The following is a 16,544-nucleotide window of genomic DNA, read 5'->3' as shown; positions in this document are numbered from 1 at the left end:
TGGATCTTAGATCCGTTCGCGCAGCGGAGGCCGTAGGCCACGCGGGGCGCGTTCGGGTCTCCCAAAACGCTTATGGAGAATCGGCCTCTACTCTTCCTGATTCCGGTCTGGTTGAGCAAGTCGGCTCATTGAAGTAAGAATCCCCGTTCTTCTAGGACGGGGAGTGTCAAAGCACAGAAAACCAATTACCAAAGAATGCAGAAGACTCTGCCCAACCCAACCATATCTCCTTCCCTTCTGGGGAAAGGGTCGGTAATCAAGAGATTAAGCCATTACAGAAATGAGGTATTAATAATAGAAGTATTCAGGAGCAAGATCGATGCTACCCCTGAGTTATTGTCCTTACCTTCCCTACCAGTAAAATGCCCTTGAGGAAATTAAGTATTTAATAAGTTAGTTAACTATGTAAGTATGACGTAGAAGTATGACCTATGAATGATCAAGGATGAAGTATGAAGATCGATGTCACCGCTGAGTCATTGTCCCTATCTCCCCTACCGCTAAAACGCCCTTTATTAATGGTTGGTCACGGCACTAGAGACCCCGATGGGCGTCAGACTTTCCTTGATTTTGCCCAGACCTATCAAACCTTGAACCATTCTCGACCAGTAGTGCCTTGTTTTTTAGAACTAACAGGTCCAACTATTCAAGAGGGAGTAGAGAGTTGTGTCCAGCAGGGTTATACAGAACTGACTGTATTACCGATTTTACTGTTTGCAGCTCGTCACAATAAATTTGATGTTACTAACGAGTTAGACCGGGCAAGGGCAAAATATCCCCAAGTCAAGTTTCACTACGGGCGTCATTTTGGAATTACCACTGGAATTCTGGATTTATGGCGGCAACGGCTTGCCAAACTTGACCAACCCCAACCAGAGTTAGCCGTTAGCCAGTTGAAGGGTGAAGCTTCTAATCTAGAACCTTCCACAAAACAACCTTTACCCTTAAGAAAAGACACAGTACTTCTATTTGTTGGTCGTGGGTCTAGTGACCCTGATGCTAATGGTGATGTTTACAAAATGGCTCGCATGCTCTGGGAAGGCAGTGGCTATAAAACTGTGGAAACCTGCTTTATTGGCATTACCCATCCTCGCTTAGAAGAAGGCTTCCGTCGCGCCCGACTATACCAACCTAAGCATATTATAGTACTTCCTTACTTCCTATTTACCGGGGCTTTAGTAAAAAAGATTGTTGATATCACAGCTCAGCAGCAGAAACGTTATCCAGAGATTCCCTTGACCTGTTTACCAGAAATGGGAATTCAGCCTCAGCTGCTATCTGTGCTCAGGGACCGAGAAATCGAGGCTCAGTTGGGGCAAGTGCAGATGAATTGTGAGATGTGTAAGTTCCGGTTAGCAGCGATTGATAATGGTGCTGACAACGGACACTCCCACCACCATCACCACGGGCATGACCATCACCACCACCACTCTCACCAGCATAATCACAATACTCCAGACCCCTATCAAGATTTGGAAAAATACCACCAGCGTATTTGGCAAGCACCCTAGGCTTAACAGGTTGAAGGTTGGTAGGTTGAAAGTTGGTAGGTTGAAGGTTGGTAGGTTGAAGGTTGAAGGTTGAAGGTTGAAGGTTGAAGGTTGAAGGTTGTTCGCGTAGCGTGGCCGAAAGGCCAAGGTTAATCCAGACAACTTCCAACCTATACTACAAGGGACCCCTGGGCAAGAACAACATTCAACCCAAGAACCTACCCTACACCGAACGCCAAAGGCGAACAACCCCATAACCTTCAACCTTCAACCCCATAACCTTCAACCTCCAAGCCCATAACCTTCAACCTCCAAGCCCATAACCTTCAACCTTCAACCCCATAACCTTCAACCTTCAACCCCATAACCTTCAACCTTCAACCCCATAACCTTCAACCTCCAACCCCATAACCTTCAACCTTCAACCCCATAACCTTCAACCTTCAACCCCATAACCTTGGCCAAAGGCCACGCTACGCGAACAACCTGTTAACCTTCAACCTTCAACCAAACAACCTTCAACCCCATAACCTTTTTTGACTGACCAATGTCTCAAGACTTTAACGTTGGCGATCGCGTAAGAGTAATTACATTACCACGCTACGTCAAAACTGCTGAACCAATGCCCATGTTACGACCTCCTGATGTGATTAAAGTTGGGGAAGAGGGAGTAATCCTCGACCGACGTCCAGGAGGATACTGGGGTGTTCGCTTTTCTAGAGGAGCATTTCTGATCGATAGTCAGTACATTGAGTTAGTTCAGGGGGAAAATCCAAACCCCTAATCCCTAAGTGGTAATCGCTTTTTCCTGCTGATGTGCTTCTACCCATGTACCTTATTTACAAGATGAGCTTAATATTATCCATAGCGATTACAATTTTGCAGTCTGGACGTGACTTGGGAGATAGATGTGTACGGCTTCCTACAGTCCCTCGGAATTGCCAACCCTAGGGGAAGTGGCTGGCTGGCAGTCATATTAACTTTCGGATTGGCATGGGCAGTGACTAGATGCTTGATGCCAACTTTACGCTCGTTTGCTCTAGAGGTTGGTTGGGCTGACCAACCCAATGCCCGGCGGCTTAACCAAGAACCCTTACCCAATGCAGGAGGCTTAGCTATCTATACCGGAGTGGTAGCTGCCCTGGTACTAGCTACCCTCCTTAGACCGATTGTCATCGAAGGGGTGTTAGCTCAAGTGCTGACTATTCTCCTAGGGGGCTCGGTTCTGGTACTGGTAGGCTTTATTGATGATCAATTTGGTTTGCCTGCCTATGTACGCTTGTCGGTTCAAATTATTGCTGCCCTGCTGTTAGTGGCTAGTGGTGCCGGGATTAAAGCTACCTTCGGTACTCCGATTGATGTCCAACTCTCCATGTTACTTACGGTTCTATGGGTTGTGGGTATTACTAATGCCATTAACCTTATGGATGGGATGGATGGTTTAGCGGCAGGGGTCAGCTTTATTACTGCTATGAGCCTGTTAGCGGTTTCAGCTCAGTTTCCCAGTCGTGCCGCAGCAACGTTGCTTCTGGCAGCCCTAGGGGGGTCAGCTCTGGGATTTTTGCGCCATAACTTCCATCCTTCCCACATTATTATGGGAGATGCAGGTGCGTACTTTTTCGGCTATGTACTAGCTGCCAGCAGCATTTTAGGGTCTTTGAAAGTGACTACGGTATTTGCCCTAGTCCCCCCAGTAGTATTTTTGCTATTGCCAGTCCTAGATACTACTCAGGTATTTGTGCGACGGTTGATCAATGGTAAAAACCCTCTAACTACCCCAGGTAAAGACCACTTACATCACCGCTTGCTAGCCTTTGGTTTCTCTCAGCGCTATGTTGCCCTTATCCTTTGGGGCATTACCTTAGTGTCTAACTGGCTAGCAATGAAACTGCAAGGTATGACTCCTAGGGTGATTTATGCCACGACAGGGGGTATCATTTTGCTGTTAGGCATTACTGTTTTGCAAAGAATTAGAGCAAAATAAAGCGTTCCCCGATTGTGGAATGATTAAAGGTAATCGGTAATTGGTAATGGGTCATGGGTAATTTGTAACTGACCCAACTCTACTTGGTATCCCAAACGATAGTTAGCAATGTCCTGGTCAGTGCTGGCAAGGGCAGCATGTGCGTAGGGAGTAAGCTGACGACTCTTGCTCTGGAAGATATATTAAGAAATATTAAATTGTCAATTTAATTGACAATTTATACGAGACCGCTGCTAAAATTAATGGTGGGTCTGACCCCACATAATTTAATTGGTATTAAATGATATAATATACGATTTATTATTATATCCTGATTAAATCACCTGCTTTGAGGCGATTTGCTAGCAACAAAGCCGCCCTCTTCAGTAAGCAGCAAGACTACCGGAATTTAACCGATCGCCATCGTAAAGCTTGAGTCAAGCTCCATTTGTTGGAGATTCAAGCTTCATCTCTTGATGCAGTTGCTCATGGGGGTTTACCCCAATAGCTATACTGCATCGCTTTACCCAATTTCTTGCTTGCAGCGGTTGAAGATGACCGATGACCAATTACCCCTTAATTAATATCTTACTACCAGCTGTAGTTATCTCCAGCACTATATTTTCCAGTTTGACCTTACCGTTTGTTTTCAACAAATCAAAACCAATCGTTGTTGAAGTTAAACCGTTTTTAAACGTCGAACTTAAACCCATCTTCCATGAAGACCATAAGGATTTAGCAATTCCTTATCTTGGCGTTGCCATCCTAGGGAGTGTGTTAGCTGGTCTTGGCACTGTTGAAGTGGGAAGGAAATGGCAAAAATACCAAGCATCAGTCAGAGAAAAAAACAGACAACGCCTCCAGGATATCGAATCCCTGAACCAAGGCGAATCGGAACCAGAATACCAACCGGATGTTTCAACAATAGCTCTTACCCAGAGGGATGATTTGCTTCGGTATCGAGGACTAACTCCTCCTAACACTCAATCGTTTGCTGTTCAACAACCCCATGGTGTTGTTGATAGCAATAATGTTATTGAGTTTAAACGCAATAGAGTAGCTCAAACTAAAGGGATGGCTATAAATGCCAACCAACTTAAGTTTTACCCTGAATCCCAAAACAATAATTCAGTTCAACTGAGGTCTTCCCCTGTTCCTGCTCTTGCTCTCCTTCAGGATTTGGAATTATCCTCCAGTCATATTATTAAATCCCGTCAGGATTACCAAATCTGCTGGATTAAGGTACCTCATTTAAGCAGACGCTTATTAGCCATTAACGTTGATGGTCAATACTACAGTTTTTTACGATTAGAAAAAACTCAAGAACAACTTATCGCTATTTTGTCTAAGGTAGCTGATCAGCTCGATAAAATAGTAATTACTCATATCGATAAAGGGTATGTAATTTGGACTTGGGAACCGGAGGTTTTATCTAATAAATAATTTTGATTATTTTTAAATTAAAACTATCGTACAAAATATGAATACTGATGAAATTCAGTCACAATATTCCCTTGGGGAAAGAGATTTTAGTGGAGCTGACTTAAGTCAAGTCAACCTCAGCCAGGTAAATCTGGAACGGGTAGTTTTATGGCGAGCCGACCTCAGTCAAGCAATTCTTACTGGCACTAACCTCAGTAGTGCTGATCTCTGGGGAGCTAATTTGAGGGAAGCTAACTTAACTCAAGCTGTTCTATGTGGTGCTAATCTGGGTCAGGCAGACTTGAGCGAAGCTATTCTAGACTTAACTAACCTCCATACTACACTATACAATTTTTCCACTCAGTTTCCCCCAAATTTCGACCCTACCAAGGCAGGAGCTTATTTAATTGCCCCCGAGGCTTTACTAACGGAAGCTAAATTGAGTGGGGTAGATCTCAGTGATACCAATTTAAGGGGTGCGAATTTGACCAGAGCTGACCTCTGGAAAACTAACCTCAAAGGTGCTGATCTCAAAGAAGCTAATCTAACCCGTGCTTGCTTAATTGGGGCTGAGTTGCAGGATGTTGACCTAACAGGAGCTAATTTAAGCCGCTCCAATCTGATGGGGGCAAACCTCAAGGGTGCTAAGCTTCTAAATGCAACCCTGAGCGGTATACTCTACGACGAAACCACTCAGTTTCCTGACGATTTTGACCCAGTGAAGGCAGGAGGACATTTAATTGCTCCTGGTGTATCTCTACCAATGGCTAACCTGAGTCAGTCAAATCTCAGTGGTGTGGACTTAAGTGAAGCAGACTTATCCCAAGTTGACCTGAGTCAGGGTCACTTTTTTGGTATATCTTTGCTTAGAGCTAATTTAAGGAAAGCCAATTTAAGAGGAGTTCAATTCTGGGAAGCGGATCTACGAGAAGCCGATCTACAGGAAGCGGATTTGCGGGGAGCGGACTTATGGTTGAGCTTAGTTAGTGGCGCGGATTTCAGAGGAGCAGATTTAAGGAGCATTCACTTGTTTGGAGTAGATCTGTCCGCTACTAATCTTGAAGGGGTTAACCTCAAAGGAGCAATTTATAACGAAAAGACTCAATTTCCTGAAGATTTTGACCCCACAGCCTATGGGGCATATCTCATTGCTGCGGATGTGTCTCTGTGTGGGCTAAATCTTCAGGGGGCTGACCTCAGAGGAGCTGACTTGAGTAGGGCAGATTTGGGGAAAGTTAGCCTTTTTGGGGCAGATCTTTACTCGGTTAACCTGGAGGGAGTCAATTTGCTCGGAGCGCTCTACGACCAAGCTACTCGATTTCCAGAAGGGTTTGACCCCAGCCAACACGGAGCTTACTTAATTGCCCCCGGTGCATCATTTTCAGATCAAGAGTTAAATGGCACTGATCTGGGGGGAGCTAACTTTAGTAAGGTAAATTTGCTTGGTGCAGATCTGCGCTGTGCTAATCTCGAAGATGCTAAATTTGAGATATCGCTCTATAACCAAACTACTCAATTTCCGGAAGGGTTTGACCCTAGTAAGTTGGGAGCATATTGCATTGTGCCTGTTGCTTCCCTATCAGGGAAAGATTTGAGTGGAGCCAACTTAGGAGGAGTTGACCTTAGTCAAGCTGACCTCAGTGGGGCTAATCTCAGTCAAGCTGACCTTTGGGGGGCAAACCTGAGTCAGGCAAACTTGGCAGGGGCTAATTTGACAGGTGCTGACTTGTTAGGGGCAAATTTAACTGGTGCTGACTTAACCAAGGCCACCCTAAGTGGTGCTAATCTCCATGGGGCACAACTTAAGGATGCTAAACTGGCTGGCGTAGACCTGAGTGATGTTGACTTGAGGAATACGTTGATCAGTGGGGCAATTATGCCTGATGGTACGCTTCATCACTGAGCTGTTAGAAGGCAAAAGGCAAAAGGCAAAAGGCAGAAGGCAAAAGGCAAAAGGCAAAAGGCAAAAGTAGTTTAGATCGGAAAACTCTGAACGAAGGTTGTCTGAAAGTCAGCGTTATAGGTGGCTTGGTGGAGATTGATCAGTACAACTATGTTCTGTCTATTGGGGGATAAGCGAACTTCTCTGATGGAATATTTCCTGATAGCTTCACGGTAATTGTTCAGTTTACCTAGGGTCAGTTGGCGATAATTGTAATTAATGACTAGCTGCATTGAAGCCCGGTCTATATTAGACATTCCTCCAGATAAAACTGAGGGAATATAAATTTGTTCTAAACGAATCTCTAGTGGGTCTTTTTCTTTATCCACCAAGACCTTAACCGTTTCTGTGCCATTGGGTTGAATGGAACGCTCAATAATTGGCAGTTTGAGTCCTACTTTTAATTGATTGAGTCTTAAGCTCTGTCTTATTCTTTGGGTTTTCCTGAGTAAACTCTCTTCAGCCTCTTTAGGAGTGAGATTGGAATCCGAGTAGTTATAGTTAGTTTCTAGACAACCTTTCTTGACACAAGCGTTAGTGGCTACATCGATAATTTGGATTTTGGCAGTAGGAACCTTTGTGACATGGTTTCTAGCACTTTCCAGATAAATATAGTTACGGCTATCTACAGAAAAACCTGACAATCGACGATTGGTTTTGACAATAAGTGCTAATCCCTCCTCTCCAAGCAATAGTAGAAAGAAGCTAGCAATCAACAAACTTGAATATAAATAAAAGCGTTTCATCCGACTTCCCTGATCCTTTAATTGGTCTTTTCCATACCAGTGATGATGTTTCTCTGGAGTATAGCGTTTCCTAGTCTAATCAGGTAGATGTCTAGTCAGGTAAGCTGTTACTAAATTAAATTACTTTAAAATCAGAAATAGTCTCAATCCACACCCTTGCTCCACATTTGAGGGGATCATCGGGGCGATACATGACTCTACACGGCCCATTGACTTCCACCGTATGACCATAAGTGTTTTGAGAGCCTCGTTTTACGGTAATGACAGGGTTACGCTCCCCTGTCTTGAGATTGTTGCGAATTACCCTCTGGTTAACATGAATCACAGCCTTAGTGTACTCTCTGCGCTTTGACCAGTTCCGCTTTGGACCGCGAGTGCCGGGAGTGACTACTGGCATGCCATCAAACAGAGGAATCACCCAAGTTCTACCCACTTTATAGGCTCCTTTAACTCTGCCTTTGCTGAGAAGGTAACGGACGCGAGTGGCGGAAACACCTAGTAAATCAGCGGCTTGTGCGGTGGAAATCATCATGGGGAGTTAACCATTGCGTTAACGATACTATTAATGTAACAGAATTTTGGATAAGATGCAAGGGATAAGATTTTAGGTATTAATTACTAGGTGTAGTAATGCGTTCGCGTAGCGGCTCCAAAGGAGCATCGCGTAGCGGCGACCCAGGAGCATCCCGTAGCGTGACCTATGGATCCCATTCCAGCCATTACTCTAGTTCCAAGTTTCCAAAAAAACTATTGCATTAGCGCATCAATAAGTCGAGTGAGTGGCGATATCAAAGTTAATTACTAGGTACAGTAAATGTGTTCGCGTAGCGTGACCTATGGTCAATCCCATGATCAGCCAAAGCGCCTCAGTTCCAGGTTTCCAAAAAAACTATTGCATTCACGCAGCAACAAGTCCAGTGGGTGGCCACATTTTTGTTAATGACTAGGTACAGTAAATGCGTTCGCGTAGCGGCTCCAAAGGAGCATCGCATAGCGGCTGCACAGGAGCATCCCGTAGCGTGACCTATGGTCAATCCCATGATCAGGCAAAGCACCTCGGTTCCAGGCGTTGCTTAATAATAGAATGATTGTAATAGTTTTGTAGAGTGGACATCTTGGTGGAATGGGCATCTTGCGTGGAACTGGCATCTTGTGTAGAACTGGCATCTTGCCAGTTTCCTCCTTATTTTCGGGCGGGCAGGATGCCCACTCTACTCCTATTCATTCAAAGACTGACGCAACACCGATTTTAAAGGTATTGGAAAGGATAGTGTTTATGGTGGTAATAAAAAAAACTTGTTAAGTGTTAATGGTTTGTCAATTAACACTTAACAATTAGGTGCGACCCGTGGCGAATTTAATTATTAATGAGTTAAGCGCACCTTTAACAAGTTATATCAAGAGAGTTAGTACTTTGTATTCCAAGAGATAATCTAGTTCTGGAAAAATCTCCGTCTCAATGGGCCTTTACCTCGAAATGCTCCTATTTCTTGACGAATTTGTTGGCGCTGTTCCTCGGTGAGAATACCCCTCATCTCATATCGTGCTGACCTGTTAATGTCTTGCATTTGCTTTAACTGCTCTTCAGAGAGATTCAGACCCTCCCTTGCGTCTCGCAGTTGACGGCGGAGCACTTTTATAGTTTCAAAGCGCCGTTGTTGATCAGGAGTGAGAATATCCTCAATTTTGGAGTCAGTATTGTTAATGATGTCCTCAAACTGCTCTTTTTGCTGGTCAGTGATGTTCAGATTAGATAAAAATGGAGGAAGTTCTTGGGCATTAACTGCCATGGGAAAACTAGTGAGGGTAATTGCTGCGATACCTGCCAGTAGAGAAAAGCGTTTGATGTTCATGATGTTCACTCTTTAGCTGTTTCTAAGTGTTTTGACGTGAGCTGATTTCTGTTTGATGTCTCTATCCTAAAAACGGGGAGGGTGAAACCACATGAGGCAAAAGACCCCAATTCCTCTAGGACTAAAGTCCTGGGCTAGACATGACCAATGGGTCTTGCATTACCTTTGACACATGGATTAAGGTTATTGGTTGTTTGTTATTGGTTGTTTACAACAATCGTGAATGCGGCATCCTATTCACATTACTAACCACCCCATTCGATTTTTGCTCTACCTGGAGTGGATACTGCTTATCATCACCGCTTTGGTGGAATTACTAAAACTTCCTTTTCCCATGCTACCTAGGTCGCCACTACTGAATCTAGTTTGCCTGGCAGTATTTGGGTTAATGGGATTGAGATTACCAACAAATAAGCCTATTTATAAGGTACTTTACACTGCCGCCGAAATTGGGGTAATTGTTTTAGCATCCATAGTGGGACACATTCGGTTATTGCAACTGATGTTAATTATATTAGTTGTTCGCAACTGTTTTATATTCGAGTTCCAAGGTCGCTTAATGATGACTGGATTTGCGGTTATATTATTTCTAATGAAGCAAATGGTTCGATTTCAGCATCATGGTCTGAGGCATCGTCCTCCCTTTAGACCACCTCCTGTGTTCAGAGCACCACCAACAGGGTTGATTCCGGAGCGATTACTATTTATCTTATTGACTTCTGTCTTTATATTTGTATTGGTCTTAATCGTTTTGCAGCTATTAGTGGATGCTGTACTATCAGAACGAAAAAGTCGGGAAGAGCTGGCTAAGGCTAATGCTCAACTGCGTCAATATGCCCTCCGGATTGAAGATATTGCTACGCTGCAAGAACGAAACCGTATTGCTCGGGAAATTCATGACTCCTTAGGACATTCTTTAACGGTATTTAATTTACACCTGGAAGCGGCTTTAAGACTATTACAATCTGACCCGGCTGAAGCCCAAGAATTTATCTTAGAAGCGAAACAACTTGGGAAAACTGCTCTGAAGGATGTACGTCAATCCGTTGCTTCCTTGCGTTTAAATCCGTTACAAGAGCAATCTCTAGAAAATGCGATCGCATCCCTAATCGAGGACTTCCAAAAGTCCACAGCTATCTCACCTTCATGCCATCTTAACTTAAAGCGTTCAATCCCTGCTGACATCAAAATCGCAGTTTACCGTATTGTCCAAGAAGGATTGACAAATATCTTTAAATATGCTAAACCTACTGAAGTATACATCCAAATTAAGACAGCAACAGATTTACAATTAATTATTAAAGACAATGGTATTGGATTTTCCCTAAACCAGAACACAACCGGTTTTGGTTTACAAGGAATGCGAGAACGCACCCAAGCCTTAGGAGGAACCTTTAAAATTGAAACAGCACCAGGAGCTGGCTGCAAAATTATCGCTCATTTTCCTTTACCAAAGGTTTAAGCTAAGCGCGTTTGTATCATCGGTTGTGAACACAGGTATGGCAGGAAAAGGCAAGAGGCAAGAGGCAAGAGGCAAGAGGTAAAATATATCAGGAGTTTTATTGTCAAAAAAAAAATATCATACAGGTTTAGAGCTCAAATACCAACGCGCTTATCTAGAAATTAGAGACGCATTGTGATTAGTTTTGTTCCCGACTCCCGACTCCCGACTCCCGACTCCCGACTCCCGACTCCCTACTCCCTAAAAATAAGACCGAATTGACAACTATTATATAATTCATCCTTGATGATGATTCGTATTTTACTCGTAGATGACCAAAGTTTAATTCGGCGTGGATTAAAAGCCTTGCTGAAGTTAGAAGAAGACTTACAGGTAGTCGGTGAAGCCGAGAATGGACAAACGGCAATTAGTCTGGTAAAAACGTTACAGCCAGATGTTATACTCATGGATATTCGGATGCCTGTCATGGATGGCGTCGCTGCAACTCGGGAGATTTGTCAGCAATTCCCGGATACAAAGGTATTAGTACTAACTACCTTTGATGATGACCAGTACGTTACCCAAGCCATACAGTGCGGAGCAGCCGGATATTTGCTGAAGGATACCCCTCCCGAAGAATTAGCTCAGTCAATTCGAGCGGTGCAAAAAGGGTATACTCAGTTAGGCCCTGGTATAGGCAAAAAAGTCGCTACTCAAATGCGAGACCCAACTCCGAGTCCACCTCCGGGTTGGGAGGAACTAACTCCTAGAGAGCAGGAGATTTTACGGCTAATTGCTACCGGTGCTAGCAACCGAGAGATTGCTCAGAGGTTGTATATTTCTGAGAAGACCGTCAAAAACCACGTTACTCATATATTGAGTCGGTTGAATGTACGCGATCGCACTCAAGCAGCTATTTTAGCCAACTCTATGTTTAGCAATTTTAACGACCGTTGATTATTGATCTAGCCAGTCTAATTGCCATGAGTAAAAATCTGATACTTTTAAGGCAAAAGGCAAAAGGCAAAAGGCAAAAGGCAAGACTAATGAAGATTTTAAGGGAATCATCTTCAAAGAAGAGTGTACCTCATAACTGCGACAAACGCCCTTAGCATTTATAAATGAATTGGAAAAAGCGATGCAGTCGGCCAAAATCATTCTATACTTGATTGACTCTTGCCTTTTGCCTCTGCCTCTTGCCTTTCCTTAGGGGTCGCACCTGAGGTACACAGTTTTTTTTAACTCTTGCCTCTTGCCTCTTGCCTCTTGCCTTTCGTGATCTGTTCACAACTAAACTAAAAATACTATATGAGTTCCCCTTCTCAATCTGAAACTTTAATAATTGCCTACTTTTTTGGGGCTCTTCTCGCTATCACCGTTATGGTTTACTTGCTCAGAGGTTTTGGTATTCTTACCTTTCTTCCTGGTGGTATCCTGTGGCTATTGATCTTGTTATCGATTGGTACAGGACTAGTTTACGGAGTTCAGAAAACTCGACGTTATTAGGGGAATAGGGAATAGGGAATAGGGAGTAGCGATGCAGCGCGGTCTTGGGGAGGCAGTGCGGTCTTGGGGGTTCCCCCCATGAGCAACTGCCGTGCTTTCCCCCACTCGCTATTGCATCAAGACGGGAGTAGGGGTAAGAAAATTGACTGTAGCTTAGCATTCAGCTTATGTGCTACGCACACGCTACTTGAGGTGCTATCAGTCTTGGCCTTTGGACCACGCTACTTGAGATGCTTTGTGGCACAGGCTTAATGCCTGTGACGTAATGCTGAGGGCTGATAGCTGAATGGTTTCGCTTCGGTCGTCAGCTATCAGCATTTCGGGTATCAGCGTTTTGAGGGTTTTCCCTGAATACCCATCTAGTCGCGACCTTCAGCTAATATTATCTTACGATAATTACCCTTAAGAAAAATTTCCCTATCTCCCCATCTCCCTATCTCCCCAGACCTCTAGCGCCTCCCTACCATCCCCGCGCACCCTTAATTATGGGTATTCAACCAGACTTGAGATAAGTCTAATATCGGTAAGGATTGAGCCTAGTAAGGCACCACGGAAATAAAGATACTATTGAAAAGTACCGAAAGGCTTATATAATAAGAATTCTGCTCAGAGCTAATAGTTGAGGGCTCAGCGCCCGTCCGCTGAGGGCTGACAGTAGAATCTATTGCGAAAATCTTTAACTACTACGTGGTTATAGGGAATAGAGATAGGTTAATCTTGAACAAACGTGAGGTAACAACAATCAACATGGAAGCTATTGAACTGGAAGTCAGCCAACTAAAATTTTTACTGAAGCTACTGAGCAAACCGGATTATCGGGCATTGATTACAGAAGCGAAACCCAATTCTAAAACCTCAGCGGGTGAACGAGATCGAATTTGTCAGGCATTATGCGATCGCAAGTTGATTGAGTCTAATCAAGAAATCACCAAAATTCAGATCACTGATGCAGGCAAGGAACTTCTAAACCAAGATCAGGCTGAAGTACCAATGAGCACGAAAGAACGCAAAATTCTAAAAGCCTGTGAAACAGAACCGACTACTCCCGCCAAGACAAACGTCAAGCCTGCTAAGACCCGCAAGGAAATCATGGACAGTTTGATAGAACGGGGTTATATCACAGTCGCAGAAACTAAATTCAAAGATGTTTGGATTACTGAAACAGGTATTGAGTACCTCTTAAATAATTATAAACCCGTTGGTCGTGGCAATATCAATCTTTCTAAAACCATGCTAGCGGATTACATCGATTTCCTGCGCAAACAGCTGCCAAACTCAACCAGTACAATCTCAGAATCAGATGGAAATTCGACTCCCGCTCTAGTCAATCCCCATAATAATGAAGAAATATTACAAATCATCAAGGATTTAGACCAGGAATTGGGTACAGAAAACTATTTGCCACTGTTTCATTTGCGCCAAAAGTTACAACCGCCTTTGTCTAGGGAAGAATTGGATAAAGCACTGTATAGCTTGCAAGCAGAAGATAAAATTGATCTGAGTGCTTTGCAAGAAGCAAACATGTATACAGAGGAACAAATTGAAGCTGGTATTCCTCAAAATACCGGGGGGAGGCTATTTTTCATTATGGTGCAGTAAAGTATGATACAAAGTATGATACTATGAGCCCAGGCTTCCCAATTGTTAATCCTCTATCCTTGTCCACTCTATAGATGGAATTAAAGAGATGGCAACGATCAAGGAAAAAATTAAACAAGCCCTAAATCCCTTTGACCCCGTGACCTTTGCTACGGGGAATTTTTGGGAAGATCCAGACAATGGTGCTGTTAATGTCAACTCGATTCATCAAGATGAAATCAATCAGATAACCACCACCCTCAGTGCGGTGACTCAAGACCATCGACCCCGCACTATCTTACTGGCTGGTGATCCTGGCTCGGGGAAAAGTTATCTATTAAAACGCCTCAAACAGCAGTTCAATCAAGACGCCTTTTTTGCTTATATCGGTCCTTGGGCAAATAGCGATCGCATCTGGCGCTATATTCTTAGGGAAACCGTTGACAGTATGCTAAAAGTCCCAGAAGGGGAACTAGAGTCTCAGTTGCTGCTGTGGCTAAAGAGTCTCCCAGCCTTTAAAAAAAACGGTTGGCTGCTGAATGAGCGACAACAGTTTATTAGTGACCTCAGAGCTAGCTATCCAGGGGGAATTCATCGCAGTAAAGAGTTTTTTGGAGTCCTCTATGACCTCACTAATCCAGAAAGATATCACCTGGCTTATCAATGGTTAAGGGGAGAAGATTTAGATGAAGAAGACCTGAAAACCCTTGGGGTCAGAGGCTCTATAGATAACGAAGACGATGCTCAGAATATCTTAATCAACTTCGGGAGAATTTCTTCATCCACCAAGCCGATTGTGCTGTGTTTTGACCAATTGGATAATATTCCTCGTTTGCCCGATGGTTCTCTGGATCTACAAGCGCTGTTTAATGTCAACTCTACCCTTAATACTCGCTTTCCCAATAACTTGTTGATTATTATTAGCATAGTCACTAATACCTGGAGAAGGAATTTAAAAAAACTTCAAGGGGCTGATCTCGCTAGACTTAGTCCTAAAATTCTGCTCAAAAACATTACCCTAGAGCAAGCGGAATCCCTCTGGGCAAGCATACTCTATCCGTTACATCAGCAAGCTGAACCAAAATCCACCTCACCGATTTACCCTTTAACTCGGCAAGACTTAGAACAAGAATTTCCTGGTGGCAAAACCACTCCCCGCCAGACCTTAAGCCTGGGAAATAAGCTAATTCAAAGGTATAAAACTCAGGTAGTTAACTCAGAGTTATCAAGGATTGACTTAATTAGTGAGGATACCGAGGGAGTTAAGATTTCCGAGCCATCAACGATTGACTTAACTAGTGAGGATATCGAGGGAGTTAAGATTTCCGAGCCATCAACCACTGACTCAACTACTGAGAAGGATACTAGCAGCAATTCAATACCAATAGAAGAAAAAATCCTAGCCTCATTGAAATTGAAATGGCAGAAGGAATTTCAAAAGACTGAGCAGAAAATTACCCGCATCCAAGATATTGATGAACCTAAATTGATTGGGATGTTACGAGAGGCGTTAGAAGCTCTAGAGGTTAGGGGTATTAAACCAAAATTTTTGTCCAGTAGCAAAACCTTTGCCAGTTATTCCCTAAGTTACCAGCTGCCATCACCTCAAGGACGGATCGCAGTAGTATGGGGAGAAACTACTAATGGTAGCAGGTTCTATCATCTGATCAATGCCTGTGATAAAGCTATTCAAGGCAATCACTGCCAAACCTTATACCTAATTCGCCATACAAAAATTAACATAAAACGTGATAGTACAGGCTACAAACTCTACACCAAACTATTCAATGGTTCTGACCATCATCACCTCAAATTAGAGGATATCTCCTCTATCCATTACTTATATACTTATCATAACTTAGTTAATGGCGCTTGTTCCCAAGAGTTAGTGCTTGCTGATACAATACCAACACTGGCAGAGTTACAAGATCTAATCCGAAAATCAGGAATTTTGCAGGATTGTCCTTTACTAAAGGATTTGAATATTTTTTCGATACAAGAGAATAAAGTACCCCTCAATCCGGTTAAAGAATTTGTGTTAAATGTGCTCAAACAAGACCAAGTTATTGGTCTTAAGGTTTTAATTGAAACTACTCACCGTCAATTTAATCGGCTCAAAGAAATAGAAATTCAACAACGAATTAAGGAACTGTATCAGGAAAATCAAATTAAAGTTGTCCCTGTGGATGGTTCCCCAGAAACACAATCAGTATATTTGGTCCCGTAAGCAATCAGCAATCAGCTATCAGCTATCAGCTATAGCAATTATATTTCCCATGAGCTACAAAGGGATCCCCCTAAATCCCCCTTAAAAAGGGGGACTTTGAGGTTTAAAAGTGTAGCTCATAAATGCAATAACCGCTATATCAGCTATCAGCTCTCAGCTCTCAGACCAATTCAAGTAGGGTGGGCAAAGTAATATAATCCAGAATTATCAAAAGAAGCAAACTGTTTTTGCCCACCCTACAAGCTCTGTTCCCTGTTCCCTGTTCCCTGTTCCCTGTTCCCTAAAAACCAGGCTAGAAGCCTGTGCCACCCTACTTGAGGTGCCAAAGGCTGACGGCTGACGGCTGACGGCTGACAGCTAACCATTATTTTACCAT

The 16,544-nt window shown here is 43.4% G+C and carries 16 protein-coding genes; 10 read left to right on the top strand and 6 right to left on the bottom strand.

The genetic code is table 11. The features are described 5' to 3' along the window. Nucleotides 1-452 precede the first annotated feature (452 nt). From F6K46_RS13895 to F6K46_RS13875, 5 genes are all read left to right on the top strand, one after another. Nucleotides 453-1,511 (top strand): sirohydrochlorin chelatase, encoded by a 1,059-nt coding sequence (locus F6K46_RS13895; RefSeq protein ID WP_293068181.1) that lies wholly within the window; start codon nucleotides 453-455, stop codon nucleotides 1,509-1,511. A gap of 526 nt (nucleotides 1,512-2,037) precedes the next feature. Next, a complete protein-coding gene (gene sipA, locus F6K46_RS13890) occupies nucleotides 2,038-2,274 on the top strand; it encodes a regulatory protein SipA (RefSeq protein WP_070390761.1) in 237 nt (78 codons plus the stop codon). Between the two features lie 231 nt (nucleotides 2,275-2,505). Next, nucleotides 2,506-3,474 carry an MraY family glycosyltransferase gene (locus F6K46_RS13885; RefSeq protein ID WP_229415149.1) on the top strand — a complete coding sequence of 323 codons (969 nt, stop codon included), beginning with the start codon at nucleotides 2,506-2,508 and terminating at the stop codon, nucleotides 3,472-3,474. Between the two features lie 540 nt (nucleotides 3,475-4,014). Further along, nucleotides 4,015-4,896, top strand: coding sequence for a TetR family transcriptional regulator (locus F6K46_RS13880; RefSeq protein WP_293117095.1), 882 nt, complete (start codon nucleotides 4,015-4,017; stop codon nucleotides 4,894-4,896). A 37-nt stretch (nucleotides 4,897-4,933) separates the two neighbouring features. Further along, entirely contained in the window at nucleotides 4,934-6,778 is a 1,845-nt protein-coding gene (locus tag F6K46_RS13875) for a pentapeptide repeat-containing protein (RefSeq protein ID WP_293063747.1), read from the top strand. A gap of 71 nt (nucleotides 6,779-6,849) precedes the next feature. Here F6K46_RS13875 and F6K46_RS13870 read toward each other — a convergent pair whose 3' ends face one another. The 4 genes from F6K46_RS13870 to F6K46_RS13855 form a co-directional block, all read right to left on the bottom strand. Next, nucleotides 6,850-7,563: a DUF2259 domain-containing protein gene (locus F6K46_RS13870; protein WP_293063752.1), complete on the bottom strand. Its 714-nt coding sequence runs from the start codon at nucleotides 7,561-7,563 to the stop codon at nucleotides 6,850-6,852. A gap of 115 nt (nucleotides 7,564-7,678) precedes the next feature. Continuing rightward, entirely contained in the window at nucleotides 7,679-8,095 is a 417-nt protein-coding gene (locus tag F6K46_RS13865; RefSeq protein WP_075895848.1) for a helix-turn-helix domain-containing protein, read from the bottom strand. 404 nt (nucleotides 8,096-8,499) lie between these two features. After that, entirely contained in the window at nucleotides 8,500-8,730 is a 231-nt protein-coding gene (locus F6K46_RS13860) for a hypothetical protein (protein ID WP_143727413.1), read from the bottom strand. A 266-nt stretch (nucleotides 8,731-8,996) separates the two neighbouring features. Continuing rightward, nucleotides 8,997-9,416, bottom strand: coding sequence for a hypothetical protein (locus F6K46_RS13855; protein WP_293063753.1), 420 nt, complete (start codon nucleotides 9,414-9,416; stop codon nucleotides 8,997-8,999). A gap of 223 nt (nucleotides 9,417-9,639) precedes the next feature. Here F6K46_RS13855 and F6K46_RS13850 point away from each other — a divergent pair, with 223 nt between their 5' ends. Then, nucleotides 9,640-10,878 carry a sensor histidine kinase gene (locus tag F6K46_RS13850; protein WP_293063754.1) on the top strand — a complete coding sequence of 413 codons (1,239 nt, stop codon included), beginning with the start codon at nucleotides 9,640-9,642 and terminating at the stop codon, nucleotides 10,876-10,878. Nucleotides 10,879-11,166: 288 nt separating this feature from the next. Then, nucleotides 11,167-11,814, top strand: a complete 648-nt coding sequence (locus tag F6K46_RS13845; RefSeq protein ID WP_293063824.1) for a response regulator transcription factor — start codon at nucleotides 11,167-11,169, stop codon at nucleotides 11,812-11,814. A gap of 202 nt (nucleotides 11,815-12,016) precedes the next feature. On the opposite strand, the gene F6K46_RS13840 is transcribed toward F6K46_RS13845, so the two are convergent. After that, the gene (locus F6K46_RS13840; RefSeq protein ID WP_269086929.1) at nucleotides 12,017-12,145 is read right to left on the bottom strand and encodes a hypothetical protein; all 129 of its coding nucleotides are present in this window, start codon (nucleotides 12,143-12,145) and stop codon (nucleotides 12,017-12,019) included. Between the two features lie 20 nt (nucleotides 12,146-12,165). Here F6K46_RS13840 and F6K46_RS13835 point away from each other — a divergent pair, with 20 nt between their 5' ends. From F6K46_RS13835 to F6K46_RS13825, 3 genes are all read left to right on the top strand, one after another. Next, nucleotides 12,166-12,363 carry a hypothetical protein gene (locus F6K46_RS13835; RefSeq protein WP_070390768.1) on the top strand — a complete coding sequence of 66 codons (198 nt, stop codon included), beginning with the start codon at nucleotides 12,166-12,168 and terminating at the stop codon, nucleotides 12,361-12,363. A 717-nt stretch (nucleotides 12,364-13,080) separates the two neighbouring features. Beyond that, entirely contained in the window at nucleotides 13,081-13,962 is an 882-nt protein-coding gene (locus F6K46_RS13830; RefSeq protein ID WP_293063758.1) for a hypothetical protein, read from the top strand. An 88-nt stretch (nucleotides 13,963-14,050) separates the two neighbouring features. Further along, nucleotides 14,051-16,168 (top strand): AAA family ATPase, encoded by a 2,118-nt coding sequence (locus F6K46_RS13825; RefSeq protein ID WP_293063759.1) that lies wholly within the window; start codon nucleotides 14,051-14,053, stop codon nucleotides 16,166-16,168. 236 nt (nucleotides 16,169-16,404) lie between these two features. Here the strand turns inward: F6K46_RS13825 and F6K46_RS13820 are convergent, their stop codons facing one another. Beyond that, nucleotides 16,405-16,533 carry a hypothetical protein gene (locus F6K46_RS13820; RefSeq protein WP_293063761.1) on the bottom strand — a complete coding sequence of 43 codons (129 nt, stop codon included), beginning with the start codon at nucleotides 16,531-16,533 and terminating at the stop codon, nucleotides 16,405-16,407. Nucleotides 16,534-16,544: the final 11 nt, after the last annotated feature.

It is taken from the genome of Moorena sp. SIO3E8 (assembly GCF_010692445.1).
GTDB lineage: Bacteria > Cyanobacteriota > Cyanobacteriia > Cyanobacteriales > Coleofasciculaceae > Moorena > Moorena bouillonii.
The sequence above is the reverse complement of the archived record's forward strand: the minus strand, read 5'-3'. Positions and strand labels throughout refer to the sequence as shown.

Excerpts from the sequence above, each read along its gene's own strand:
- F6K46_RS13895 (WP_293068181.1), top strand. The coding sequence starts at position 453 with ATGAAGATCGATGTCACCGCTGAGTCATTGTCCCTATCTCCCCTACCG.
- sipA (WP_070390761.1), top strand. The coding sequence starts at position 2,038 with ATGTCTCAAGACTTTAACGTTGGCGATCGCGTAAGAGTAATTACATTA.
- F6K46_RS13885 (WP_229415149.1), top strand. The coding sequence starts at position 2,506 with ATGCCAACTTTACGCTCGTTTGCTCTAGAGGTTGGTTGGGCTGACCAA.
- F6K46_RS13880 (WP_293117095.1), top strand. The coding sequence starts at position 4,015 with ATGACCAATTACCCCTTAATTAATATCTTACTACCAGCTGTAGTTATC.
- F6K46_RS13875 (WP_293063747.1), top strand. The coding sequence starts at position 4,934 with ATGAATACTGATGAAATTCAGTCACAATATTCCCTTGGGGAAAGAGAT.
- F6K46_RS13870 (WP_293063752.1), bottom strand. The coding sequence starts at position 7,563 with ATGAAACGCTTTTATTTATATTCAAGTTTGTTGATTGCTAGCTTCTTT.
- F6K46_RS13865 (WP_075895848.1), bottom strand. The coding sequence starts at position 8,095 with ATGATGATTTCCACCGCACAAGCCGCTGATTTACTAGGTGTTTCCGCC.
- F6K46_RS13860 (WP_143727413.1), bottom strand. The coding sequence starts at position 8,730 with ATGCCAGTTCTACACAAGATGCCAGTTCCACGCAAGATGCCCATTCCA.
- F6K46_RS13855 (WP_293063753.1), bottom strand. The coding sequence starts at position 9,416 with ATGAACATCAAACGCTTTTCTCTACTGGCAGGTATCGCAGCAATTACC.
- F6K46_RS13850 (WP_293063754.1), top strand. The coding sequence starts at position 9,640 with ATGCGGCATCCTATTCACATTACTAACCACCCCATTCGATTTTTGCTC.
- F6K46_RS13845 (WP_293063824.1), top strand. The coding sequence starts at position 11,167 with ATGATTCGTATTTTACTCGTAGATGACCAAAGTTTAATTCGGCGTGGA.
- F6K46_RS13835 (WP_070390768.1), top strand. The coding sequence starts at position 12,166 with ATGAGTTCCCCTTCTCAATCTGAAACTTTAATAATTGCCTACTTTTTT.
- F6K46_RS13825 (WP_293063759.1), top strand. The coding sequence starts at position 14,051 with ATGGCAACGATCAAGGAAAAAATTAAACAAGCCCTAAATCCCTTTGAC.
- F6K46_RS13820 (WP_293063761.1), bottom strand. The coding sequence starts at position 16,533 with ATGGTTAGCTGTCAGCCGTCAGCCGTCAGCCGTCAGCCTTTGGCACCT.